Genomic DNA, 23,691 nt, shown 5'->3' on the forward strand with positions numbered 1-23,691 from the left:
GGGGCCTTCGCGGCAGCCACTCCGCCTGTTGGGGGGCCGGCGGAGGAGCTGACACCAAAGTAATAGAAAGCATGCTTAGTTTTCAAGCCGGAACGGAACGCATGCTCTTCCGAATCAGGTCATGCTGCCTGCGCACCAGCAGCAAGGGGTCCACCTCCCCCAGTTCGGCGAACGCATGCCCCTCCCATTCACTTGACCAGTAGCCGCGGTAGCCGGCTTCGACGAAGACGCGCACCAGCTCCGGATAGTCGATTGCGGGCTCGTTGCCGTCGTCGTCGATGTCGTAGAACTTGGCGTGGACGTGCAGGATCTGGGGCATAATGTCCGCCCACTCCCGCGGACTGACATGGCCGTGCATGTTGAAGGCAAGATGGGCGAAGGAGCCAAGCCGGGCAGGATCGAAGGCCCGGCCTTTCAGGTATCCAATGAACTCCTCCTGGCGCGCCCGCATCGGCGCGTCGGTGGCCCAGATGGCCTGCAGCTTCTCCACTGCTTCGTTATCGAGCCCGGCACGGCGGACGGCCCGGAGGAGCGTGGGCGACATGCTGTGCATAGTCGAGGAAAAATCGGCGACAAAGCCCAACAGCGGCGAATCGAACTCCGCGTACACGTCCCGGACCTTCATGATTTCCGGCGAGTTCGGCCCGAGTGGGGCATGGATCTCGTACGCGAGCTGGAGTTCCAATTTTTCGGCCAAGGGCAGCAGGCGGCGCAGGAGGTCCGGTTTGGCGCTCTGGATCCGGACCAGCGGGAAGCCAAGTTTTTTGGCTCCGTGGAAAAGAGTCTCCGTGAACTCGTACTCCTCATCCGGGGTCATGTCACGGTCGCGCCGCCGGCCCATGTCCAGGTTGGCTCCAAAGGAGCTGGCGGTGAAGCCGTATTTGTCGAAGGAAGCGTGCCACGACCGGGCGAAATCATCCGTGACGCGCGGGTAGGAGGGCAGCACCTGGGATGCCACAATTTCGATGCCCGGCCCGATTCCCAGCTCTGCAACGCGATTGAGCAGGCCGTCGAAGTCGTACCAGCCGGCCCTGAATTCGGCGCTTGCCGAGTAGAGCGTGAGGCCCAGCGAGAAGGGGTCCCCGGCAGCCGCGGGCGGAGGCGGTGTATCCGCCGTCGCCAATGCAGGTGCGGGTGCCGGCCTGTCCGTGACGCTCAATTCCAGCGTCTGGTTCACATAGTTGGGGACGTACATGCCCGGACCGCCATCCGGGCCCGGGGCAATCTGCATGTACGGCAGCCTCAGCTCACCGATGAGCTGGACCGTATGACGGCTGCCCAAGGTGGCGGCAGTGGCCCTTTTGGCGATGAGGAGGGGGTGGTCCTGGAGGTACCAGAGGGTTTCGCTGTGTGCGGCCAGGTCCGGGAGTGCGTAGCGGATGCCACCGAGTTCCAGGGACAAGTCCCCGGCCGGTATTTCCTCGCCGTCGATGGTGAGCGCGAGGCTGGTGACCGAGGAGAGCCAGAGGCTCCGGTACCACGGCAGGGTCAGGGAGAGGGCAAGGCCCTCCGGGTGGGCCCGGAGGCTGGATTGGTCAAGGAGTCCGTTCGGCATGGGTGTCTCTTTACTGGGAGCAGGAATAGGTCAGACGAGGTCGGAGGTGATGCGCCGGATCAGGGCGTGCTGGCGCCGCACCTGCTCGATGGCCCGCCACGGAGTCCGGTCGCCCTCGTACTCGCTGGAGAGGAAGCCGGTGTAGCCGGAGTCCTTGAGGGCTTGAAGCACCGGGCGCCACGGAATCTGCTGGTCTTCCAGCTGTTCGTTGATGTCGTGGAATTTCGCCTGGATGAACACCACGTATGGTGCTATGCCTTTCAGGTCTGCGGGGTCCACGCCGATCCCGTCCAGGAACGCGGGGCGCGCCTCCCGGGCCTCGCCTTCACGCAGCGGAATGGGGCGGTCCTGGAAGATGCCGGTATCGATGAGCAGGCCGAAGTTCTTGGTGCCGGTGCGCTCGATCAAGCCAATGTAGTCATCCACCACGGGATGTTTGATGGGTGTTGGTGAGTGGATCTCGGGGCAGATGACCACGTCCAACTCATGCGCCAGGTCCAGCGAGCGCTCCACGGATTCGGTCCAGATGGGGTCCGGTACAAGGTCACCGGAGATAACGCCGATCTTGGGCCGGACAAAGCTGAAGCCCAGCATGCCGGCAAGTTTCAGGTCGCGCTGGAGCGCTTCCGCCCCTTCCGCAGCGGTCATGGACCGGCCCGGGCGCAGCCGGGTGTCGATCCAGGACCCGTAGTTGGTGGGCTCGAGGGAGTACTTTTCCAGCAGGTTGAACCAGGTGTCGATCCAGGCCGGCGAGGGTTCCGGATAGCCGGGGACATGCGCCTCGCCGAGAATCTCCACCCCGGTGGCGCCGACATCGGCAACGTGGGCCAGGGCGGTTTCCAGGTCCAGGACCGTTCCGTAGTCGCCCATGTAGCTGTAAAGGGATACGCCGTAGCGGAACGTACCCTCGCCGCCTTCGGGGGCCAGCGTGACCTTTCGGCTGACCCGGTGGATGGTGGGCTGGTGCTCCACCGGAATGTAGGACATCCGGAGGCGCAGTTCGACCGTAAGGTCGTGCACTCCCTGCGGCAGGCCGCCGTCGAACGGCACGGTGACTACCGCCGCTTCCTCCAGCGGCCAGCGAACGCCGTCGCTGTCCCATAGCTGCTGCAGGGTGAACGTGCGGCCACCAAAACTCCACAGCGGGACGTGCGGTTCAACATCCACCAGGCCGCCGACACGCACCGCGACGCCGTCGACGAGGGACGCGGCCATACCCCGGTAGGAGGGCATCCGGAGCCGGAACTGGAAGCCCGTGACGCGGCCGCCTTCGGTGATATTGCGGAAGCCGGCCGACTGGATGAGGTCTCTTTCGAGAAGCATCGTTGCTCACTCTCTCTAGGTTCTCATCGAGCATATCAGCATTATGTTGCTTTTCTACTAAAGTATGTATACTTCCATCCTAACTTTCCCACTTTCCAAGAATCGAGGCGTTGATGCCATGACCGAGATGTTGAATGCCCTCATCCTTTCCGGGCATATGACCCGGGAGCACGACAACGAGGTCCGCAGCTTCCGCCAGCACAACCAATGGCTCACCACCGTCCTTGAGGACACCGGCCGGTTCCGAATCAGGGTGGTGGAGGACCCTCGGGGGCTGGGGTCGAACATCATCGACAAGTACGACGTTGTCCTGGTGGTATTCGAGGGCCGCGACGGCTACCACGACAAGGCAGTGGGATTCGGCCCGGAGACCGACGCCGCGTTGCTGAAGTTCGTGCACCAGGACGGCAAGGGCATCGTTTGGTTCCATGGCTCTGCCGTGCAGGAGGACGACTGGGGCTACCCCGAGGAGTACAACATCATGCGTGGCGCGAAGCTCAGCGTGCCCACCGGACTCCGCCCGCGCCCGTGGGGAGAAGCCTTGCTGCAGACCACCGAGCCCCGCCACCCCATCACCGAAGGCATCAGCGGGACCTGGACAGTGACCGGAGACGACATCCTGACCGGCGTCCACCTCTACGAAGGAGCAGAAGTGCTTCTCTCAGTATTCGACGACCTGGAATCCTACGAGCACGCACCCATGTGGCCGATGTCCCACTATCCCGTGGCCATTCCGCCGGAAGGACCAAGCGGCCTTCCGGGCATTAACACGCAGCAACCGTTGGCCTGGATCAACAACTACGGCGAGGGCCGCAGCTTCACCATCACCATCGGGCACGATATCGACACTTTCCGGCGGATTGAGTTCATCCGGATGTTCCCCCGCGGCGTTGAGTGGGCCGCGACGGGGAAAGTCACCCTGGAAGGGCCGGACCGGCGCGGTGAGCGCCGCTTCCTGCCGTGGCCGTACTACAACCACGAAGGATAGCGGCTACCCGCCCACCGCGTTCAGCTCGGTTCGGGTGGGCGGGTTGGCGCCCGGGCGCGACACCGTGACGGCAGCCGCGCGGGCCGAGTGCGCCAGGAGTTCGGCCAGCCCTTCGGCGGGCAGGCCGCGCAGTTCCTCGCGGTTCTGCGCGCCGTCCAGCTCCCGGTCAACCAGGCCGGAGAGGAGCGCGGCCATGAACGAGTCGCCGGCGCCCACGGTGTCCGCCACCTCCACTTTGGGCGCGGGCACTGACGTTTCGCCGGCGCGGCAGATACCCCAGGGCCCGTCCGCGCCGCGGGTGACCACCACCAGGGCAGGGCCCTCCTCCCCGCCAAGCGCCAGCCAGGCGCGCGCGGAGTCCAGCACATCCTGGCCGGGGTAGAGCCATTCCAGGTCCTCGTCCGAGGCCTTGACCACGTCCGCCAAGCTGACGAACTTCTCCGCCTGCCGGCGCGCGTAGTCCACATCGGTGATGATGCTGGGGCGGCAGTTGGGATCGAAGCTGATGGTGGCGGACGGGTGGGCATGCTCGACGGCGGCCAGCACCTCGGCGGCGCCCGGCGCCAGCATGGTGGCAATGGAGCCGGTGTGCAGAAGCGTGGTGCCCTGCAGCATGAAGCCGAGCCGGTCCACGAGGCCGGGCAGCTCCCAGGCGAGGTCGAACGTGTAGGTGGCGGCGCCGTCGTCGTCAATCAATGCGGTGGCAACGCTGGTAGGCAACTCATCCGGAGGCAGCGGCAGCATCACGGAACTGGCGCGAAGGTGCGCAGCCACAGAATCGCCGTAGGCGTCCCGGCCGTAGCGGCCGATGAACTGCACCGGATGGTCCAGCCGGGCCAGGCCGACCGCGACGTTGAGGGGGCTGCCGCCGACGTGCGCCTCGATTCCCGAGGCACGCTGGACGACGTCGACAAGGCCTTCGCCAATAACTGTGAGCATGGTCATACTCTGCCAGAAAGCGGGCCGGCTCAGCAGTTCATGTCAGCCCAGCAGCCGGGCCGCCAGTTCGCGGCATACCGCATACGCCGGGGACTTGGGATTGATCAGGTCGAAGTGGTCACCGGGCACCATGACCAGGTGCGCCGGCACGCCTCCGGCCCCGCTTGCGTCCACGTACAGCGCCGACATGGCCAGCGGCACGTCGTCGTCCGCCTCTGCATGCACCGCGTAGACCGGCACATCCAGCGGCAGGGCGGCCATGGGGTCGGCGCAGCGGTAGCGTCGGGGAAATTTCGACGACGATCCGCCAAGCAGGTTGGTCACCGCACCGTTGCTGAGGTTCAGGCGTTCGGCCTCGGCCAGGTTCAGGACGCCGGATTGGCTGACCACCCCGGCGAGGCGGACGCGGCCGGGGTCTGCGAGCTCCGCGCCCGGACCCGGCCCGGCCAGGTGCCCGCGGCCCGCCGCCCAGACGGCAAGATGTCCGCCGGCAGAATGGCCCACGGCCACCACTTTGCCGAGGTCAAGCGAGTGCTGCCCTGCCAGTTCAGCGAGTTTGTCGATCCCGGCCAGGACATCCTGGAAGGTGGCAGGCCAGCCGCCGCCGTTGCCGGCGCGGCGGTACTCCAGGTTCCAGGCGGCCATCCCATGTTCGGCAAGATCTACGGCAAGCGGCTCCCCAAGTTCTGCCCCGTATGTTGAGCGCCAGTAGCCGCCATGGATCACCACCACTACCCCCCGAAGCTGCCCGGCCGCGGGAGGATCTGGCAGGAAGAGCTCGCCCCATTGGCTGGGGTCCGCGCCGTAGGAGTACTTCAGCCGCTGCACCATATGCCAGAGACTACAGGGACCGGGCGTGGGCGGAAGCCGCGCCGGCGACAGCTGCAAACGATCCGGCATAAGCGAAAGTTCCCTCTTGCTTAGTTTTTCTATTTGCTGGACTTGGCCTAAGACCTGTGCCTATGCTTGGTGCTGCTTGTAAGAGCAATCTCTGGGGGGAGGCGTTCTGAGTGAAGTCACATCATAATCCGTGGGCTTTTCTCCGCCCCCTCCTGCTTGCCCTCGCCGCTACTGCCGCCTGGGTAGCGTTGTCCGCCGGAGGCGCTTCTGCTGATACCGGTGCGGACGATTCGGACTCCCGGCATTCCATGCTCGGATCGGTCGGATCATCCCTTCGCTCCGTCACCACCACCGTTGCGCATCAAGCCAAAGGTGCCTTGGAACCGGTGGAGGCCACCCTCAAGGGCGGTCCGGACAATGCGCCTGTCGCGAGTGTTCCGGCGTTGATCCCCGCGCCATCCCTGGGCCCGGCGGTGAAAGACGTCACCGGACTTGCCGACCAGGTGGTGCAGGCCGTTCCCGTCGTCAACCGGGTAGTGCCTGCCGGGACGGTGGGCACGGTGGTGGACCCGGTTGCCGGCACTGTCGATACCGTGCTGGACCGTGCGGTGGGAACCGTGGCCCCAATTGCCGGCGCTGTTCTTGAGCCCCTTGAGCCTGTTGTCGAACCTGTCATCGACGCCGTTCCCCTTCCCGGCGTTAACCCGGCTGACTCCGGCCCGGTTCCCCCCGTGGTCACCGACGCCATCGACACTCTCACCTCTGATCCGGCGTCGACCCCCGTTCCTTCCGTGACCGGCCTTCCGCAGGCAGGCCACGAAGCGGATGCGTCTGTCACGGTCGCAAACGCCGATGCCGCCGGCACCGCGCCGGGTCGAGCCGCGATGATTCTCGGAGACGCCCTGCCCGGAACCGGCCAGGCCTGTGACACCCGAATGAATTCGGTGGCAAACGCCCCGGCACTTGCCGAAGCCGGCCCGGACCACGCACCAATCCATGAACCTTCTGATTCCCTGCCGGGCGTGCCGGGTGCCACTACCGGCGGAAGCAGCTCCTCCGGGGGCAACGGCCCGGCCGTCCCCGCATGGCTCAACGCCCACCAATTCTACGTTCCTGCGGCGGGTACCGCCGCCATCGAGGGCCGCCTGCTCGCAGCCCCGGCACCGGTGTCCTTCGACCCCGGATCTTCCCCTGATTAGTTGAGGCCCCTCCGCGCACTCACGTGCGGAAACTGAGCCATTTCCGGGCCCAAGAAGTATGCCCAATTCAACTTTTCAGGAGAACTTAAAATGATGCATCGCAACATTCGCAGGTGCCTGCTCGGCACCGCATTTGCCGGCGGACTGCTGGCCTTCGGCGGTGTCGCCGCCAACGCAGCAGACACCACAACCTCGGGAAATGACGGGCTACTTTCAGGCACTCAGGTGGTGGCCCCGATCAACATCCCGGTCAACCTCGGAGCCACTTCGCTGGGACTTGTTGGCGACTCCGCAGCGAGCACACAGAATGCCGGAGCACCGGCAGCACCCGCTCCGGCACCCGCCGCATCCACTAACGGCGGCGACGGGATCGCATCCGGAACCCAGGTAGTGGCGCCGATCACCGTTCCCATCACCCTGGGGGCAACCTCGGTGGGCGCTGTTGGCGACTCGGCAGCAAGCACCCAGAACCCCGCCACTTCGGGCACGGCACCGGCAGCCCCCGCTCCGGCACCCGCATCCACAAACGGCGGCGACGGCATCGCGTCCGGAACCCAGGTAGTGGCGCCTGTAACTGCGCCGATCAACCTCGGGGGCACGTCCGTGGGCGCTGTTGGCGACTCGGCAGCAAGCACCCAAAACCCCGCCACTTCGGGCGCGGCACCGGCAGCCCCGGCGCCCGCGGCGACCACCACCGGTAGTGACAGCATCGCATCCGGAACCCAGGTAGTGGCGCCTGTAACAGCGCCGATCAACCTCGGGGCCACGTCCGTGGGCCTGGTCGGGGATTCCGTCGCCAGTGTTGAGGGCTCCAGCACCGCGGGCACCACGACGGCACCCGCTGGACCCATTACCACCGGCGGAACCGACGGGGTCCTCTCCGGAACGCAAGTGGTCGCGCCGATCACTCTTCCGGTCTCCCTTGGCGCCACCTCTGTGGGCGTGATCGGTAATTCAACGGCCACAGTAGTGAACCCCCCGGTTGTCACGCCGCCAGTTGTGACCCCGCCGGTGGTGAACCCCCCGGTGGTTACTCCTCCGGTCGTGAACCCTCCGGTAGTTACCCCGCCGACCATCACCACCCCGACAGTCACCACTCCGTCCACCGAGGTTCCGGCGGCCCAGCCGGGGGCCGGCGCTGCTGACATCCGCGCCGCAGCGGCTCCGATGCAGGCCAACTATGCTGCAGCCCCGACGGTCCTGGCCAACACGGGGGTGAACACCGGCTTGTTGCTGGTGGGCCTGCTGTTCCTGGCCTTCGGCGGTCTCCTCACCCTGGTCCTGCGTCGGAAAAGGGTCTAATCCCGGTCATGGCGTGAATCGTCTACGCACCTGAGAAGACGCCGGGAGTCCAGGAATTACAGTGGACCCAATCCGGCCGGGAAGGATGAATGGTTACAGCTGTGGCGCCGGGCGGTCGGGACAACGAACCGCTCGGCGCCGCTGCACGACCCGGTCCGGTCCCCCGGAGCCGTTAGCCAGGCGGACGCCTGCGGCCCTTCTTGGTCAGGTATGGAAGGGCCGCCTGGACATCACGGAGTGCCTGGGGGCGGCCGTAGAGATACCCTTGCCGGTAGTCGCACCCAATTCGATTCAGGTAATCGGCCTGCTCGTTGGTTTCGATCCCTTCGGCGGTAACCGCCATGCCAAGGTTGTGCGCCATGTCCACCATGGAGACCATGATTGGCGAGTGGTAGGCACCGCCGGTGATGAGCCGGGTAAAGGACTTGTCCAGCTTAACGGCGTCCACAGGCAGCTCGTGCAGACGGCCAAAGGATGAATAACCCGTACCAAAATCGTCCACGGAAATCCTAACGCCCCGGCGGCGAAGCTCCGCCAACTGCGTGATGACTTCGGTCTCCTCACCGAGAAACACACTCTCGGTGACCTCAAGAACCAGTTGTCCCGGATCAACCCCGGCGGTCTGCAAAATCCGCAGCACCGATCCCGCATACTCCGTGTCACGGATTTCCAGCCCCGAAACGTTGATTGCAATGCTGCGCCCGGCATCTTCCGCCAGCCATCCGGACATGTCCGTGCAGGCCTTGGTTAGCATCGCCGCACCGAGGTCCCGGATGAGGCCCGTGCTTTCGGCATGGGAGATGAAGTCGGAGGGCAATCGCAGCTTGCCCTCATGCTGCCACCGGGCCAGCGCCTCCAGCTGGACCACTTCCCCGCTGCGCGCCACCACCACCTGATAAAAGGGGACAACGGCGCCCGTGGCAAGTGCTTTTCGGAGGTTCTCCTGCAGTGCAGCGCGCTCGATGAGCTTGCTCATCATTTCTGGCTGGAAACTCACGAAACGGCTCTTGCCCGCGGCTTTTGCCGCATACATGGCGATATCGGCCCGCCGCAAGAGGTCCTCGCCGCTATCCCGGCCAGGACAGTCAGTACCGGACCGTGCTATCCCGATACTCAGGCTCGGCGTGATCTGGACACCCCCCACATCTATGGGTCGACGGGACAGATCTACGAGCCTCTCCGCGATACTGTCCGCGTCGCAGCCGTCTGGGATGATCACGACAAACTCGTCGCCCCCTATCCTGGCGACAATGTCGTCGTTACGGATAACGCCACGGATACGTCGGGCGAGCTCGATGAGCATCCGGTCTCCGGACTGGTGCCCATAGACATCGTTGACCTCTTTGAAATCATCCAGGTCCAACAGCAGCAACGCCGCATGCTGCGGACCGCCGGAGCTGCATGCCCTTCGCAATTCCTCATTGAACAGCGCCCGGTTCCCCAAGCCAGTCAGCGGATCGGTAAACGCGAGCCTCCGCAGGTCATCTGCCCTTTTGGCAAGGTCGCGCATGGCTTGATCGGCCTTGACCTCAGCCTGCCGCTTCGCAGTAACGTCCCGGAAGCTCCATACCCTCCCGACGATTCGATCCCCAATCATCTGGGGGCGGGAAAAACGCTCGAAAACCCTGCCGTCCTTGAACTCCAAAACATCCAGGCTCTCGGCCTGCGGCTGGTCATAAAGCTCCCGGACCTTGGCCAGGAAGGCGTCCGGTTCCTCCAGCTGTTCTACCACCAGATCAATCACTGCTTGATCGTCGTGGGTCGCCAACATGGTGCGCGGAATCCTCCACATAGACGCAAAATTTGCGTTGATGCCGGTGATCCGGCCATCCACTCCAACGACCAAGAGCCCGTCAGCAGTAGACTCAAGCGTCGCGTTTAGCAGCGAGACGAGATTCTGCAGCTCTGCCGTTCCACCCTCATGGTCCCGCAGCTCACGAATGGTGAGCACCACGTACGGGTCCCGGCTCGATCCGCCGAAGCCGACTTCAACCGTAAAGCTGTGGCCCCCTACCCACTGTCCACGCGTATGGAAAACGTCGGGGTCGCCTGCGGGTTCATTTGCGGCCCCGGCGACACCCGTGGTTGTTTGCATCTTCCACTCAGGAAGCAGGGACGTGACAGGTACTTCGTCAAGCTCTCCCGGGCCGCGCCCGAACAGTTTTTCCGCGGACGGATTTGCCGAGACGATAATCCCGTCTTCCCGCCTCAGGACGAGAATCGCGCACCGCGCCAGCTCAAGTACCTTCATGGCCGAAAAGGCTGGCCGAACAGCTGCCGCGTGACTGTCCATAAACCCCTCACATCCTCGAATCAGTTGCTGCCCAAGGTAACTTACTCCCGGGTAACCATGTGTGCCGGGTCCTCAGCACTCGTGGCGGGACCGCACGTTGTGCGGGGTGGCGCGTCCTAGGTGTGCGTTGAGCGGATGACGTCAGCGACGCTTTCCAAGTGCACCCGCATCGCATCAGCGGCCGCATCCGGATTGTGCGCGCAGACGGCATCGATGATCGCGAGGTGCTGGGGCAGCGAAACTGCCGGCCGGCCAGGCTGCCGGGCGAGCCGGAACTGGAAGCGAACAGCCTGGCCGCGGAGCCGGTGGATGGTAGCTGCGGCCGTTTGCTGTGCGCTGATGTCGATGACCCTGGCATGCAGGATCTGGTTGCACTCCGAATAGGAGTCCCGGTCGCCGCGTTCCACGGCGTCCTTCATCCGCCCGGCAAGCTCCTGAAGCTCGACGGCTTCATCGTCCGTGATCCGTTCGGCCGCCTTCCGTGCGCAGAGCGCCTCGAGGGCGGCACGGACCTCGGTGATCTCAACCGCCTCTTCCACGGAAACAGCGCGCACGCGGGCGCCGCGGTTCTGGACCCGCTCCACCAAGCCTTCGACCGTCAGTTCTGCCAACGCCGCCCGAATATTTCCCCGGCTGGCTCCATATTCGGCGGCCAGGTCCGCCTCCACTAAGCGCTGGTTTGGCACCAGGTCTCCGCCCACGATGGCAGACCTCAGCATATCCACCAGTTCGGCAACCGTAAGGGACGGCCGGGCCGTGGTACCTCCCAGGGTTTCCATGCTTCGCCACCTCCGTGCGCCTGTCCAAGGCAAGCAATATTGTCAACAACTTTGTACCAGCCTACTTGCCCCTCCTTCCAGGGACATCCACGGCAAAGCGGATCGTCAACATAAATGTATAAGAAATTGTTGACAATCTTGAATGTAACTTGGTTCACTTGAGGCGACGGCGTCGCAACCGAGGGCGCCCTCCCACATCACCGAAGGACAGACCATGGATGAGGGCATGCCCTTGACGGCGAGCGCAGGCCGTGTGGACCCAGTGGCGCCGCATACCAAGCATGCTCACGTCGGACAGCCAGACGGGGGCCAAACCCCCGTACCCTGTTGGCTTATGCGCGGCGGGACGTCGAAGGGCCCGTTCTTCCGTGCCACCGACCTCCCGGCCGACACAGCCACCCGGGACGCGGTCCTGCTTGCTGCCATGGGCTCGCCGGATCCGCGACAAATCGACGGACTGGGCGGCGCCCACCCATTAACCAGCAAAGCCGGTATTGTCTCGATCTGTGATCGGGATGGGGTGGACCTTGAGTTCCTGTTTGCTCAACTCCAGCCGGACAGCAGCCAGGTGGATACCACGCCCAACTGCGGTAACATGCTGGCGGCCGCGCTCCCGTTCGCGATTGAGTCAGGACTTCTAACTCCCGACGGCGACACCACCACGGCGCGGGTCCTCACCGTGAACACCGGCATGGTCGCCGAGATTACAGTCCGGACGCCCATGGGGCCGGCAGGACGGTACGTCGAATACGCCGGAGACGCCCGGATCGACGGTGTTCCCGGCACGGCCGCGCCAGTGACCATCAACTTCCTGGACACGGCGGGCTCGGTCTGCGACTCACTGCTGCCCACCGGCAACCTCCGCGACACCGTGGATATCGCCGGGGTGGGGGCGGTGGAGGTGACCTGCATCGACAATGGCCAACCGCTGGTGATCATCAACGCCGGTGACCTGGGCCGCACGGGGCGGGAGTCCGTCGTCGACCTTAACAAGGACACCGAACTCAAGGGCCGCCTTGAGGACCTGCGGCTGGCATGCGGAAAACTCATGGGCCTCGGCGACGTGACGGGCAAGAACTACCCCAAAATGACCCTGGTCTCAGCGCCGGCCTCCGGCGGTGCGGTCAATACCCGCAGCTTCATCCCGCACGTCTGCCATGAATCCATCGGCGTGCTCGCCGCGGTCACGGCCGCCACCGCCGCAATCCTCAAAGGGACTGTGGCGCACGACGTCGCCGTACTGCCAGAGGGAACCGCGCCCACGGTCGCAGTTGAACACCCCAGCGGTGAATTCACCGTCGAGCTCGGCCTGGACGCCCACGACCCCACCAAAGTGGTCAAATCCGCGCTGATCCGCACGGCCCGGCTTCTCATGGCGGGCGCCGTCATGGTCCCCGCCCATCCCTCATTCCAGGAGCACACACTGTGATTATCGACATCCACGGCCACTACACCACGGCGCCGGCCGCCCTGGGGCAGTGGCGGGACCGGCAGGTCGCCGCACTGCAGGATCCCGCCTTGGCGCCGTCCCCGGCAGATTTGAGAATTTCCGACGACGAACTCCGGGAGAGCATCGAAGCGAACCAGCTGCGGCTCATGGACGAACGCGGGATCGACCTCACCGTCTTCTCGCCGCGGGCTTCCTTCATGGCACACCACATCGGTTCCTTCGAGACCTCGGCCGAGTGGGCGTCGATCTGCAATGAGCTCTGCTACCGGGTCAGCCGGCTCTTCCCGGACCGGTTCGTCCCGGCCGCGATGCTTCCCCAGTCCCCCGGCGTGGATCCGGCCACATCCATCCCGGAACTCACACGCTGCGTTGAGGAATACGGAGCCGTGGCCTTGAACCTGAACCCCGACCCTTCCGGCGGGCACTGGACCGCTCCGCCGCTGACGGACCGGTACTGGTACCCGATCTACGAAAAAATGGTCGAATTCGACATCCCCGCCATGGTCCATGTCAGCACGAGCGTCAATCCAGCCTTCCACACCACGGGCGCGCACTACCTCAACGCCGATACCACCGCCGTCATGCAACTCATCCAGGGCGACCTGTTCACCGACTTCCCCACCCTAAGACTCGTCATCCCGCACGGCGGCGGTGCCGTCCCGTACCACTGGGGACGCTTCCGGGGCCTGGCCATGGCACTGGGCAAACCGGCCCTCGAAGAACACCTGCTGCGCAACGTCTTCTTCGATACCTGCGTCTACCACCAGCCCGGGGTCGATCTGCTCCTGGACGTCATCCCCACCAGGAACATCCTGTTCGCCTCCGAAATGATCGGCGCCGTCCGGGACATCGACCCCTGCACCGGCCACAATTTCGACGACACTGCCCGCTACCTCGACGCCGCCGGGCTGAACGAAGCCGACCTGGCCGCCGTCCACGAACAGAACGCCCGCACCGTCTACCCCCGCCTCAACGCCCTGCTCAAGCAGCAGGGCCGCTAGCCATCCCAGGAGCCCGAACATGCAGGAACTCGGCGTGGTCCACACCACCATCACCCGCGCAGCGGAACAGGACGTCAAAGCCCTCTCCGCCTTCGGCGTCAGCACCATCCACGAAGCCATGGGCCGGCTGGGCCTCATGCGCCCCTACCTTCGCCCCGTCTACCCCGGCGCCGCCATGTGCGGCACCGCCGTCACCGTGCTGCTCCAGCCCGGAGACAACTGGATGATGCACGTCGCCGCCGAACAGGTCCAGCCCGGGGACGTCGTGGTGGCCGCGTGCACCACCGAAAGCGAAGACGGCTTCTTCGGCGACCTGCTCGCCACCTCACTCAAAGCCCGCGGCGCACGCGGATTGATCATCGACGGCGGCTGCCGCGACGTCGCCGCGCTGGAGGAGATGGACTTCCCGGTCTTCAGCCGCGCCATCAACTCCAAAGGCACCGTCAAAGCCACCCTCGGATCCGTCAACATCCCCGTTATCTGTGCCAACGCCCTGGTCAACCCGGGCGACGTAGTGGTCGCGGACGTCGACGGCGTCGTCGTCGTCCCCGCCGCGCGCGCCGCGGACGTCGCGGAGGCTGCGCGGAAGCGCGAAGACAACGAAGAGGCGAAACGCCTCCGTTTTGCCAACGGAGAACTCGGACTCGACATTTACAACATGCGCGGACCCCTCGAAGAGGCAGGCCTGCGCTATGTCCACTGACGCACGCGGGACTGCCGCCCATTCACCTGCCGGCCAAAGGAACCCCATGGACAGCACCTTCACCAAGTCACCCGGCTGGCTCGGCTGGTACAGCAACCCCTCCACGCCACGCTTCACGCTTCCGGCGGGCACAGTGGACGCGCACTGCCACGTCTTCGGGCCCGGGAACGAGTTTCCGTTCGCGCCGGAGCGGAAGTACACGCCCTGCGACGCCGGCAAGGACCAATTGTTCGCCCTGCGGGACCACCTGGGCGTCAGCCGCAACGTGATCGTGCAGGCCACCTGCCACGGCGCCGACAACAGCGCCATGGTGGACGCCGTCCGAGCCTCCAAGGGCCGCGCCCGCGGAGTGGCCACCGTCCGCCCGGACATCAGCGACGCCGAGCTGGAACGGCTGGACGCCGCAGGGGTGCGTGGTGTCCGGTTCAACTTCCTGAAGCGGCTGGTCAACGCGGCACCGCAAGAGGAACTGGCCGCAATCGCCCGCAGGATCGCCCCGCTGGGCTGGCACGTGGTCATCTACTTCGAAGGCCAGGACCTAGAAGGGCTGGAAGGTTTCTTCGGTTCGCTGCCCACGCCGCTGGTGGTGGACCACATGGGGCGCCCCGACGTGGCCAAACCGGCGACCGGGCCGGAGTTCGGCAGGTTCCTGCGCTTCGTGGAGAACAATGACGTCTGGGTCAAGGTCAGCTGCCCGGAACGGCTCAGCATCTCCGGTCCGCCCGCGCTGGACGGGGAGCCCGCCCCGTACCGCGACGTTATGGCGTTCGGCCGCACCGTCGTCGAGGCATTTCCGGACCGTGTCCTGTGGGGAACCGACTGGCCACACCCGAACCTCACGCACCACATGCCGGACGACGGACTCCTGGTGGACTACATTCCGCACGTGGCCACCACCCCGGACCTCCAGCACAAACTCCTCGTCACCAACCCCATGAACCTCTACTGGCCCGGCGAAAACGCCTAGCCTGCCTCCCTCTTGCCCAAGGATTTCAATGATGCATTCCAACGCCGCCAACCGCCTCGACCGGTTGCCAATTTCCAAATTCCATAAGATCGCCCTGGTGGCCGTCTCGTTCGCCTACTTCTTCGAGTTCGCCGACATCAACAGCTTCGCCACCACCGTGCCCAAACTGATCAAGCTGTGGGGTGTCAGCGTCAACGAGGTGGCATACGTGACGTCCGCTTCCTTCGTTGGCATGTTCTTCGGCTCACTCATCGCCAGCTGGATGGCAGACCGCTGGGGCCGCAAGAATGCCCTGGTCATCACCACCCTCTGGTACGCGTCCTTCTCGCTGGTAGCCGCGTTCTCCTGGGACATCGTGTCGCTGGGCCTCTTCCGGATCCTCACCTCGGCCGGGCTCTCCGCCATGACCGTGGTGGCGGTCATCTACGTCAACGAACTGTTCCCCGCGGCCAAGCGCGGCAAGTACCAGGCATACGCGATCGTCATCGGCATCTGCGGGACACCGGCCACCAACCTCATCGCCAGCCTGGTGGTCCCCCTGGCGGACTGGACCTGGCGGCTGGTCTACGTATGGGGCGCACTGGGCATCCTCTTCATCCTGTTCACGCGGCGGCTCAAGGAATCCCCGCGCTGGTATGAAAACAAGGGCGACTACGCCAAAGCAGACGCCATCCTCAAGGAAATCGAGGCCACCGTCAGCGCGGAGAAGGGAGCCCTCCCCGCGCCCGCCGCCCCGGTCGAAACTCCCGCCGCCGCCAAGGCACCCCTGACGCTGCTGCTGCAGAAGAAATACCTGGCACCCACCCTCCTCCTCACCGTCCTCTGGGTCACCCAGACCATCGGCTTCTTCGGCTACTCCAGCTGGGCACCCACGCTGCTGGCCAAGGAAGGCTTCAGCGTTGAAAACTCCATCTTCTACGTGGCACTGACCACGGTCGGCGCACCCCTCGGCTCCTACCTCGCGTCCCTGGTCACGGACCGCTTCGAGCGAAAGTGGTGCCTGGTGGTCTTTGGCACCATCATCGCCGTATGCGGCCTCCTCTACGGCCTCACGTTCAACCCGGTGCTGATCGTCCTGTTCGGCTTCCTGGTCAACCTGTTCGAGCGCGGCTACACGGCACTTGCCTACGCCTACTCGCCCGAACTATTCGACACCAACGGACGCTCCATGGGCACCGGCGTGTCCTACGGACTGGGCCGGCTTTCCAATGCCGCCGGTCCGCTGATCATCGCTGCCCTCTATAACGGCAGCGGCTACCAGAGCGTCTTCTTCTTCATCGCCGGCACCTGGCTCTTCGGCGCCGTCGCCCTGGCCATCTTCGGCCCCGCAACGCGGAAGGCACGCCTGTTCGCGGCAACGGGGGCAGACCCCGCAGCCGGGCCGGTGAACGGAACCGCCGCAGTCAGGACGCACGACGGCGGCATCCGCCACTAATCCGCGCGATCCAGAGCCCGGTGCCGCACGGCGGCACCGGGCTCTTTCCGTTAACTCCGGGGGCCGCACGCTCCCCACGGAGGGTTGACACTGCGCCACTTATGTCTAATGCTTAAACGAAAGTTTGTGCAGTGGCGCACATCCGATGGGAGCAGTCAATGACAGACACCACATTCCACCCCCGGCGCAGTGCCGTTTCCCGCAGAAGCCTCCTCCTGGCCGGATTGGGAACGGCCATGTCAGCGCCGTTCCTGGCATCCTGCGCGGGGTTCGACACCAGCGGCGCGGCCGCAGGCCAGGGAACCGTAGGGTTCCTGTCCACCCAGTTCACCCCGGTGGAAGAAAAGCAACGGTACGAAGCGGTCCTCAAGAAGTTCGCCAAGGTGCCCATGGCCTACAACTCCGTGGACCCCGGCGTTTTCTCCTCAACGGTGAGCACCCAGGCGGCCGCCGGGAACGTGAAAACCTCCCTTCTGGGCGGCCTGCACGGTGAACTGGCCCCGCTCGCCGACTCCCTCGAGGATGTCGACGCCCTCCTCCGGGACCTGGCCGGGCGCGGGTTCACCAAGGAAATGCTTGACCTCACCAAGGTGGGCGGCGCCACCTCGCGCTATGTCCCCTGGATGCAAGCCACCTACGTGGTGGCCGTGAACAAGAAGGCCCTGGAGTGGCTGCCCGCCGGCGTGGACGTCAACGACCTGACCTACGAGGGCTACCTGGCCTGGGCCAAAGCCGCCAAACAGGGTGCCGGCAGGCCGGTATTCGGGATGCCCGCCGGCCCCAAAGGCCTGCACCACCGCTTCTACCAGGGGTTCCTGCTGCCCAGCTTTACCGGCGGCCAAATCACCACGTTCCGCAACCAGGATGCGGTGGCCGCGTGGTCCTATATGCAGGAACTGTGGTCCGCCATGGCCCCGGCCTCCACCAACTACGACTACATGCAGGAACCCCTGGCCCGCGGCGAAATCCTGGTCGCCTGGGACCACGTTGCACGCCTGGTCAACGCGCCGGCAGACAAACCCGACGACTGGCTGATGGTCCCGGCGCCCCGTGGGCCGAAGGGGCGTGGATACATGCTGATCATCGCGGGTATGGCATTGCCCAGGAACGGCAAGGACCGCGATCTTGCCGAGAAGGCCATCCGGGCCCTGACCGAGCCGGCCTCCCAGATCGAGACCCTGCGCAGCAACGCGTTCTTCCCTGTGGTCCAGACCGAACTTCCCTCGGACCTGACCGGTGCCATCGCGCTGGAGGCCGCAGCGGTACGCCGGCAACAGCGATCCGCCGGGGCGTTGCTGGCACTTCCGCCGGTAGGGCTGGGCGCCAAGGAAGGGGAAGTTTCACAGATCTTCAAGAACTGCTTCCAGCAGATTTGCCTGGAAACCCGGCCCATCCAGCAGGTCCTCGATACGCAGGCAACCCAGCTGAACACCATCCTGAAGGGCCTGAATGTTCCTTGCTGGGCGCCCGATCCGATCTCGATGAAATGCGAGGTAGCGTAATGGCCGTAGAGGCACCCCCCACAGCAGCCGCAACAGTTGCTCCACCGCGGCGGCGCAGGATACCGCCCGCGGTCCTGCTGATTGCCCCGTCCGTCATCTTCATGGCCCTGCTCCTGGGCTGGCCCGTTATCCAGGGCGTCCTGCAGGCCTTCAAGGATGACCAGGGCTTCACCCTCGAGTTTGTCAGCCGCATGGTGCAGGACCCGTACTTTTGGCCGGCAGTCCGCAACACGCTGCTCCTGATCGTTGTGATGATCCCCCTGCAGTTCGCGCTTGCGATCGCCATGGCCCTGATGCTGCGGAGCAATCCGCGGCTGCACAAGGTCCACTTCTTCATCTGGGCCATTCCCCTGGCCCTCAGCGACCTGGCGGCCGGTTTGGTTTGGCTTGCGATCTTCAACGACCGCGGATACCTGAACTCGGTGCTCTCATGGATGGGCCTGCAGGGCACTTCGTGGCTCGCCTACGACAACCAGACCAGCATGTTCATCTGCGTCCTCATCGCCGAACTCTGGCGGGCAACCTCCCTGGTGCTGATCATCGTCGTCGCCGGGCTCCAAGGCATCCCCAAGGACTACGACGAGGCCGCGCAGGTATTTGGTGCCACGTTCTGGCAGCGCCTGCGGCACGTGACCCTGCCGCTGCTGAAACCCAGCCTCCAGGTGGCCTTGATCCTCCGGACCATCCTCGCTTTCCAGACGTTCGCCGTGGCGCAGGCGCTAACCGGCCAGAATTTCCCCCTGGTGGTGGGCGAAACGTACCGCTGGTACACCGGGCTGCAGAACCCCAACGTGGCTGCCGCACTGGCCCTGGTCATCCTCGTCGTCTCGATGGCCACGTCGATCTTTTACCTGCGGGCGCTCCGCGACAAGAACCAGGGAGGACTCCGATGAGCCCCACAGTGGACACCATACCCATCGCCCGGCAGAAGCGGAACCGGTTCCTGCTGCAGGCGGCATGCATCGCCGTCTCGCTGTTCATGCTGATTCCCATCTACCTGATCTCCCTCGCAGCGCTTTCCACCAGGGCGTCGCTCAACGATTTTCCGCTCTCGCTCCTTCCCACCAACCTCTCCGTGGAAACGCTCAACGGCTTCCTGGGGGCGACGGGCATTTTCGGGGCACTGGGGAACTCGCTGATCGTCGGGGCCGGAACGCTGGTCCTGGCGGCGCTGATCGGCGTACCCGCGGGATACGCGCTGGCCCGCTTCAGCTTCCGAGGCAAGGATCCCTACCAACTCTTCCTGCTGTTCACCCGTGCCCTGCCGATCGTGGTGCTGTCCGTCCCGCTCGCCAGGCTCTTCCTCACGGTGGACATTTACGACACGACCTATGCAGTGATCCTCCTGCACACCGCACTGGCGCTGCCCACCACAATCCTGATCTCCGCCAGCGTTTTCCTCAGCGTTCCCATCGATGTCGAGGAAGCGGCACGCCTTTTTGGCTGCTCACCGCTCGGCGCATTCGGGCGGGTGGTGCTGCCCATGGCACTGCCGGGCCTCGCCGCGGCGTCGATCTTTACCTTCGTCATGTCCTGGAACGAAGTGCTGGGTGCGTCGATCCTCACCCTTGACCACCGCACCCTCCCCGCCCAGGTCCTCAGCTCATTGTCCGACTCCCCGCTGGCGTACCGGTTTGCGGGCGGTTTTGCCCTGGTCATTCCGTCCATCATCTTTATCGCGCTGATGCGCCGCTACCTCACCAACATGTGGGGCTCAACCATCCGTTAGGCCGCGCCGGCCTGCCACCACTTTCCCCAAAGGAGCCGATTGTGGCTGATATCCAGATCTCCAACCTTGTTAAGACGTATCCGGGCGGATCCGAGCGCGCCACGGACGACGTGTCCCTGTCCATCCGCGACGGCGAGTTCACCGTCCTGCTGGGACCGTCCGGCTGCGGGAAGACCACGTTGCTGCGGATGATCGCCGGACTCGAACTTCCGGACTCCGGCTCGATCTCCATCGGCGGCCGTGACGTCACCTACCTGCCGCCAAACAAGCGCAACCTCTCCATGGTGTTCCAGTCCTACGCTGTGTTTCCGCACCGCAAGGTCCGCTACAACATCGGCTTCGGGCTGCGGATGGCGAAGGTGCCGGCCGACGAGATTGAGCGGAAGGTCCAGTGGGCCGCCGACCTTCTCCAGCTGGGTCCATACCTGGACCGGCTTCCGGCCAACCTCTCCGGCGGACAACGGCAGCGGGTGGCCGTGGCACGGGCCATCGTGATGGATGCCGATGTGCTGCTGATGGATGAACCGCTGTCCAACCTCGACGCCCTGCTGCGCCTGACCTTCCGGTCCGAGCTGAAGAAGATCGTTCAGGACCTCGGCACCACAACGGTCTACGTCACCCACGACCAAAGCGAGGCGTTGTCCCTCGGCGACCAGGTGGCCGTCATGCGCAAGGGCCGCATCGTCCAGCTGGGAGATCCGCTGGACGTCTACGACGCGCCTGCCGACCAGTTCGTGGGCGGCTTCATCGGGTCCCCGCCCATGAACTTCCTGGATGCCGCGGTCAGCCACGACGGCGGCACGCTGGTCCTGGGTGAACAGCAGCTCATGGCGCCGTCCATCCTGCGCTCTTTTGCGGGCAAGGACGTTCTCCTGGGCGTCCGGGCGGAGAACGTGACAGTCAGCAACCAGCGCTCTTCAGGCGACGTGGCGGCCACGGTCCTCGTCGTCGAACCGATGGGATCCACCGTCCTGCTCACGGTGGATGTGGACGGCCACAGCCTCAAGGTCCAGGCACCGCCCACTTTCAAGACGGCTCCCCGGCACACCATCTGGCTGGGCTTCGCCCCGAACACTATGCGCGTCTATGACCGCGAAACATCAATGGCACTGGAGGCCAAATGAACCCGACCCGCTCCCTGTCCAGTGAAGAACTGCGCTCAGCCGCCATCGACGTCCTGAAGATCAACGACCTGGGCACCATGACCAGCGCGGCCCCCAACCTGTACCCCCATATGTGGAGCTGGGACGCGGCATTCGTTGCCATCGGGCTTGCCCGCACCAACGTCCCCCGCGCCGTCACGGAACTGCGCAGCCTGCTGGGCGCGCAGTGGTCCACGGGGATGATTCCGCACATCGTCTTCAGCGACAATGACACCGGCTACTTCCCGGGCTTCGACCGGTGGGGAACAGCAGACGCTGCAGCACTGCCCGCAGGAATCCGCAGCAGCGGCATCTGCCAACCGCCCGTGCACGCCATCGCCCTGCGCCACATCGTTGACCGCGGGCGGGAAAACGGCGGCGCCGACCAGGAAGCGGCCGAGGAGTTCCTGGCCGAGTCCTTTGACGGTTGGCTGGCGTGGCACCGGTGGCTGGCCACGGTCCGCGACCCGGACGGTGTGGGCCTGGTCGAAATCCACCACGGCTGGGAATCGGGCTTCGATAATTCACCCCGCTGGGACGGCCCCTACTCAAGGATCGCGCCGGGGGCCGTTCCGGCCTATACCCGCCGGGACGTCCTGCACGTCGCGGACGCCAGCGAACGGCCCGACGACGCCGAGTACACCAAGTACCTCTGGCTGGTGCAGCAGATGGCAGAGGTTAAATTCGATGACGCCGCAGTGCAGGACGTGGTCGATTTCCGGGTCCGGGACGTCTTCTTCTCCGCCATCATGGCGGCGTCCAGCGAGGTCCTCGCCGGACTGGCCATGGAACTCGGACGCGAACAGGATGCCTTGGAGCTCCAGGGAATGGCGGCGCGGTTCCGTGCGGGGGTGGCGTCCACGGTGGACCCGGAAACCGGGCTGGCCAGGGACTATGACGTGCTCGCCAAGGAGTGGATCGGCACTGAGACGGTTTCCGGCTTCGCCCCCCTCGTCGCCGGCGGCGATCCTGCCCTCCTCGCGGCCCAGCGCGACCTCCTGCGCGGACCGCGCTGGATGGGCTTCCCGGAGCTCCGGTTTCCGCTGCCCCCTTCGACCTCGCCAACCAGCGACGCGTTCCGGCCGCGGACCTATTGGCGTGGACCGGTATGGCCCTTCCTGAACCTGCTCCTGGGCTGGGCCAGCGCCCGTGACGGTGCCACGGGGCTCTTCGCGGAGCTCCGGTCCGCATCACTTCAGCAACTCTCCGACCTGCAGTTCGGCGAGTACTACGAGCCCTTCACCGGCGAACCGCTGGGGAGCCTCGCCCAGGCATGGACAGCGGCAGCAGCCTTGGAGTGGATGGGAACCGCGCGGGAGGACGCGTCGGGCAAGTAGGCTTGTGGACCGGGAGAAGGGGGCCGCGTGACCGTTGAAAGAGTGCCTGCCAGCTTGGGTGGAGCGACGTCGCACGGACACCTGCTGGAGCTGATCCGCGCCGCGGACGGATTGTCCCGCCAGCAGCTCCTTTCCACCACGGGGATGTCACGGGCCACGTTGTATGAACGGTTGGATACCCTCACCCGCCGGGGCTACATCTATGAAGCAGAACCGCTGGATTCAACCGGCGGACGCCCTTCGCGGAAGATCCGCTTCGAAGACCGGGGCCGGGTGGTCCTGGCCATCACGCTCGGCCAGACCCACGGCACCGTAAGCATTGCCGACACCACCGGCAGGCAATTGCGCTCCGTGACCAGGGGGCTCGACATCAGTGAGCCCGCCGCGTCCGTCCTGGATCCGTTGATCCAGGACGGACGCGCGCTGCTGGCGCAAGGCGCGGGTGAGACCCTCCTGGGCATCGGCGTCAGCCTCCCCGCGCCGGTGGAGGCAGTCACCGGATTCGTGAAACACCCAACCACCATCCCAGGCTGGGCCCCGGACTCGGTGGTGTCGGCCGTGAAAGCGGCATGGGATCTGCCCCTTGTCATCGAAAATGACGCGCGCGCCGCCGCCCTGGGCGAACGGAACAGCGACACCGAAACGGTTGTCTACGTGAAGGTCGGGACGGGCATCGGCTGCGGCATCGTGGTGGAGGGATCAATCCTCCGGGGCGCCCACGGGTCGGCCGGCGACATCGGCCACATCCGGATGACACCGGACGGGCCGCTGTGCCGGTGCGGGCGCCGCGGCTGCCTCGCAGCCTACAGTTCCGGCCGCGCCATCCAGGACCAGCTCGGTCATCTGGACTTTTCGACGGCGGGCCAGGTACGCGATGCAGCGATGGCCGGAAACGCCGAGGTGCTGAACGCCCTCGACTCGGCTGCGGACGTCCTGGGGCAGGCACTTGCCGCCACCGTCACCACGCTGAACCCGGACCGGCTGGTACTCGGCGGGCAGTTGGGTTCCCTGGCAACGTTCGTGGAGCGGGTGGGCCGCCGGGTCCTCGCCGACGTCGTTGACCGGATCGCCGAAGGCATGGTGGTGGAAGCAGGCCACCCGGAAGACCTGGCGGCCTGCCACGGACTCACCACACTGGTGATGCGCGACATCTTTGCCCCCCGCGCCGTTGACCGGATGTTCTCGGATGTGACGGCCCTGGCGTGAC

General features: G+C 65.3%; 20 protein-coding genes. 14 read left to right on the forward strand and 6 right to left on the reverse strand.

Translation table 11 applies throughout. The features are described 5' to 3' along the window. Positions 1 to 82: 82 nt before the first annotated feature. Together DC347_RS01090 and DC347_RS01095 are read right to left on the reverse strand one after the other, a co-directional pair. The gene (locus tag DC347_RS01090; protein WP_109044143.1) at positions 83 to 1,555 is read right to left on the reverse strand and encodes a DUF6379 domain-containing protein; all 1,473 of its coding nucleotides are present in this window, start codon (positions 1,553 to 1,555) and stop codon (positions 83 to 85) included. A gap of 30 nt (positions 1,556 to 1,585) precedes the next feature. Beyond that, positions 1,586 to 2,878, reverse strand: a complete 1,293-nt coding sequence (locus DC347_RS01095; RefSeq protein WP_109044144.1) for a DUF6379 domain-containing protein — start codon at positions 2,876 to 2,878, stop codon at positions 1,586 to 1,588. A 118-nt stretch (positions 2,879 to 2,996) separates the two neighbouring features. On the opposite strand from DC347_RS01095, the gene DC347_RS01100 reads away from it, so the two are divergent. Beyond that, the gene (locus DC347_RS01100; RefSeq protein WP_109044145.1) at positions 2,997 to 3,866 is read left to right on the forward strand and encodes a ThuA domain-containing protein; all 870 of its coding nucleotides are present in this window, start codon (positions 2,997 to 2,999) and stop codon (positions 3,864 to 3,866) included. Between the two features lie 3 nt (positions 3,867 to 3,869). Here the strand turns inward: DC347_RS01100 and DC347_RS01105 are convergent, their stop codons facing one another. After that, complete coding sequence (locus DC347_RS01105) at positions 3,870 to 4,811, reverse strand: carbohydrate kinase (RefSeq protein ID WP_368665735.1); 942 nt, start codon at positions 4,809 to 4,811, stop codon at positions 3,870 to 3,872. A 36-nt stretch (positions 4,812 to 4,847) separates the two neighbouring features. Beyond that, the gene (locus tag DC347_RS01110; RefSeq protein WP_206073859.1) at positions 4,848 to 5,636 is read right to left on the reverse strand and encodes an alpha/beta hydrolase; all 789 of its coding nucleotides are present in this window, start codon (positions 5,634 to 5,636) and stop codon (positions 4,848 to 4,850) included. Between the two features lie 179 nt (positions 5,637 to 5,815). On the opposite strand from DC347_RS01110, the gene DC347_RS01115 reads away from it, so the two are divergent. Both DC347_RS01115 and DC347_RS01120 read left to right on the forward strand, forming a co-directional pair. Continuing rightward, positions 5,816 to 6,844, forward strand: a complete 1,029-nt coding sequence (locus DC347_RS01115; protein WP_133247065.1) for a hypothetical protein — start codon at positions 5,816 to 5,818, stop codon at positions 6,842 to 6,844. A 90-nt stretch (positions 6,845 to 6,934) separates the two neighbouring features. Continuing rightward, positions 6,935 to 8,146, forward strand: a complete 1,212-nt coding sequence (locus DC347_RS01120; RefSeq protein ID WP_109044147.1) for a chaplin family protein — start codon at positions 6,935 to 6,937, stop codon at positions 8,144 to 8,146. A gap of 172 nt (positions 8,147 to 8,318) precedes the next feature. On the opposite strand, the gene DC347_RS01125 is transcribed toward DC347_RS01120, so the two are convergent. After that, the gene (locus DC347_RS01125) at positions 8,319 to 10,397 is read right to left on the reverse strand and encodes a bifunctional diguanylate cyclase/phosphodiesterase (RefSeq protein WP_165837968.1); all 2,079 of its coding nucleotides are present in this window, start codon (positions 10,395 to 10,397) and stop codon (positions 8,319 to 8,321) included. Positions 10,398 to 10,555: 158 nt separating this feature from the next. Further along, entirely contained in the window at positions 10,556 to 11,218 is a 663-nt protein-coding gene (locus tag DC347_RS01130) for a GntR family transcriptional regulator (protein WP_109044149.1), read from the reverse strand. Positions 11,219 to 11,480: 262 nt separating this feature from the next. Between DC347_RS01130 and DC347_RS01135 the strand changes: the two genes are divergently transcribed. The 11 genes from DC347_RS01135 (at position 11,481) to DC347_RS01185 (ending at position 23,690) form a co-directional block, all read left to right on the forward strand. Further along, positions 11,481 to 12,647 (forward strand): 4-oxalomesaconate tautomerase, encoded by a 1,167-nt coding sequence (locus tag DC347_RS01135; RefSeq protein ID WP_255414754.1) that lies wholly within the window; start codon positions 11,481 to 11,483, stop codon positions 12,645 to 12,647. Next, positions 12,644 to 13,669, forward strand: a complete 1,026-nt coding sequence (locus tag DC347_RS01140) for an amidohydrolase family protein (protein WP_018762740.1) — start codon at positions 12,644 to 12,646, stop codon at positions 13,667 to 13,669. Before DC347_RS01135 ends, DC347_RS01140 begins: the two co-directional genes overlap by 4 nt. A 19-nt stretch (positions 13,670 to 13,688) precedes the next feature. Continuing rightward, the gene (ligK, locus tag DC347_RS01145) at positions 13,689 to 14,372 is read left to right on the forward strand and encodes a 4-carboxy-4-hydroxy-2-oxoadipate aldolase/oxaloacetate decarboxylase (protein ID WP_018762741.1); all 684 of its coding nucleotides are present in this window, start codon (positions 13,689 to 13,691) and stop codon (positions 14,370 to 14,372) included. A gap of 46 nt (positions 14,373 to 14,418) precedes the next feature. Then, positions 14,419 to 15,339, forward strand: coding sequence for an amidohydrolase family protein (locus tag DC347_RS01150; protein ID WP_109044150.1), 921 nt, complete (start codon positions 14,419 to 14,421; stop codon positions 15,337 to 15,339). A gap of 28 nt (positions 15,340 to 15,367) precedes the next feature. After that, positions 15,368 to 16,774 carry an MFS transporter gene (locus DC347_RS01155; RefSeq protein ID WP_109044151.1) on the forward strand — a complete coding sequence of 469 codons (1,407 nt, stop codon included), beginning with the start codon at positions 15,368 to 15,370 and terminating at the stop codon, positions 16,772 to 16,774. 158 nt (positions 16,775 to 16,932) lie between these two features. Beyond that, positions 16,933 to 18,276, forward strand: coding sequence for an ABC transporter substrate-binding protein (locus DC347_RS01160; RefSeq protein ID WP_018762744.1), 1,344 nt, complete (start codon positions 16,933 to 16,935; stop codon positions 18,274 to 18,276). Continuing rightward, entirely contained in the window at positions 18,276 to 19,169 is an 894-nt protein-coding gene (locus DC347_RS01165) for a carbohydrate ABC transporter permease (RefSeq protein WP_018762745.1), read from the forward strand. Before DC347_RS01160 ends, DC347_RS01165 begins: the two co-directional genes overlap by 1 nt. Beyond that, the gene (locus tag DC347_RS01170; RefSeq protein WP_018762746.1) at positions 19,166 to 20,005 is read left to right on the forward strand and encodes a carbohydrate ABC transporter permease; all 840 of its coding nucleotides are present in this window, start codon (positions 19,166 to 19,168) and stop codon (positions 20,003 to 20,005) included. The genes DC347_RS01165 and DC347_RS01170 overlap by 4 nt, the downstream gene beginning before the upstream one ends. A gap of 41 nt (positions 20,006 to 20,046) precedes the next feature. Continuing rightward, a complete protein-coding gene (locus DC347_RS01175) occupies positions 20,047 to 21,129 on the forward strand; it encodes an ABC transporter ATP-binding protein (protein ID WP_018762747.1) in 1,083 nt (360 codons plus the stop codon). Then, positions 21,126 to 22,484 (forward strand): glycogen debranching protein, encoded by a 1,359-nt coding sequence (locus tag DC347_RS01180; RefSeq protein WP_109044152.1) that lies wholly within the window; start codon positions 21,126 to 21,128, stop codon positions 22,482 to 22,484. The genes DC347_RS01175 and DC347_RS01180 overlap by 4 nt, the downstream gene beginning before the upstream one ends. Before the next feature lie 27 nt (positions 22,485 to 22,511). Further along, complete coding sequence (locus tag DC347_RS01185; protein ID WP_026264852.1) at positions 22,512 to 23,690, forward strand: ROK family transcriptional regulator; 1,179 nt, start codon at positions 22,512 to 22,514, stop codon at positions 23,688 to 23,690. The last annotated feature ends 1 nt before the right edge of the window (position 23,691 follow it).

This window comes from Pseudarthrobacter sp. AG30 (genome assembly GCF_003116525.1).
Classification (GTDB): domain Bacteria; phylum Actinomycetota; class Actinomycetes; order Actinomycetales; family Micrococcaceae; genus Arthrobacter.

Bases quoted from the DNA above. Each gene is read 5' to 3' on its own strand.
- DC347_RS01090 (WP_109044143.1), bottom strand. From the start codon at position 1,555: ATGCCGAACGGACTCCTTGACCAATCCAGCCTCCGGGCCCACCCGGAG.
- DC347_RS01095 (WP_109044144.1), bottom strand. From the start codon at position 2,878: ATGCTTCTCGAAAGAGACCTCATCCAGTCGGCCGGCTTCCGCAATATC.
- DC347_RS01100 (WP_109044145.1), top strand. From the start codon at position 2,997: ATGACCGAGATGTTGAATGCCCTCATCCTTTCCGGGCATATGACCCGG.
- DC347_RS01105 (WP_368665735.1), bottom strand. From the start codon at position 4,811: ATGACCATGCTCACAGTTATTGGCGAAGGCCTTGTCGACGTCGTCCAG.
- DC347_RS01110 (WP_206073859.1), bottom strand. From the start codon at position 5,636: ATGGTGCAGCGGCTGAAGTACTCCTACGGCGCGGACCCCAGCCAATGG.
- DC347_RS01120 (WP_109044147.1), top strand. From the start codon at position 6,935: ATGATGCATCGCAACATTCGCAGGTGCCTGCTCGGCACCGCATTTGCC.
- DC347_RS01125 (WP_165837968.1), bottom strand. From the start codon at position 10,397: ATGAAGGTACTTGAGCTGGCGCGGTGCGCGATTCTCGTCCTGAGGCGG.
- DC347_RS01130 (WP_109044149.1), bottom strand. From the start codon at position 11,218: ATGGAAACCCTGGGAGGTACCACGGCCCGGCCGTCCCTTACGGTTGCC.
- ligK (WP_018762741.1), top strand. From the start codon at position 13,689: ATGCAGGAACTCGGCGTGGTCCACACCACCATCACCCGCGCAGCGGAA.
- DC347_RS01150 (WP_109044150.1), top strand. From the start codon at position 14,419: ATGGACAGCACCTTCACCAAGTCACCCGGCTGGCTCGGCTGGTACAGC.
- DC347_RS01155 (WP_109044151.1), top strand. From the start codon at position 15,368: ATGATGCATTCCAACGCCGCCAACCGCCTCGACCGGTTGCCAATTTCC.
- DC347_RS01160 (WP_018762744.1), top strand. From the start codon at position 16,933: ATGACAGACACCACATTCCACCCCCGGCGCAGTGCCGTTTCCCGCAGA.
- DC347_RS01165 (WP_018762745.1), top strand. From the start codon at position 18,276: ATGGCCGTAGAGGCACCCCCCACAGCAGCCGCAACAGTTGCTCCACCG.
- DC347_RS01170 (WP_018762746.1), top strand. From the start codon at position 19,166: ATGAGCCCCACAGTGGACACCATACCCATCGCCCGGCAGAAGCGGAAC.
- DC347_RS01180 (WP_109044152.1), top strand. From the start codon at position 21,126: ATGAACCCGACCCGCTCCCTGTCCAGTGAAGAACTGCGCTCAGCCGCC.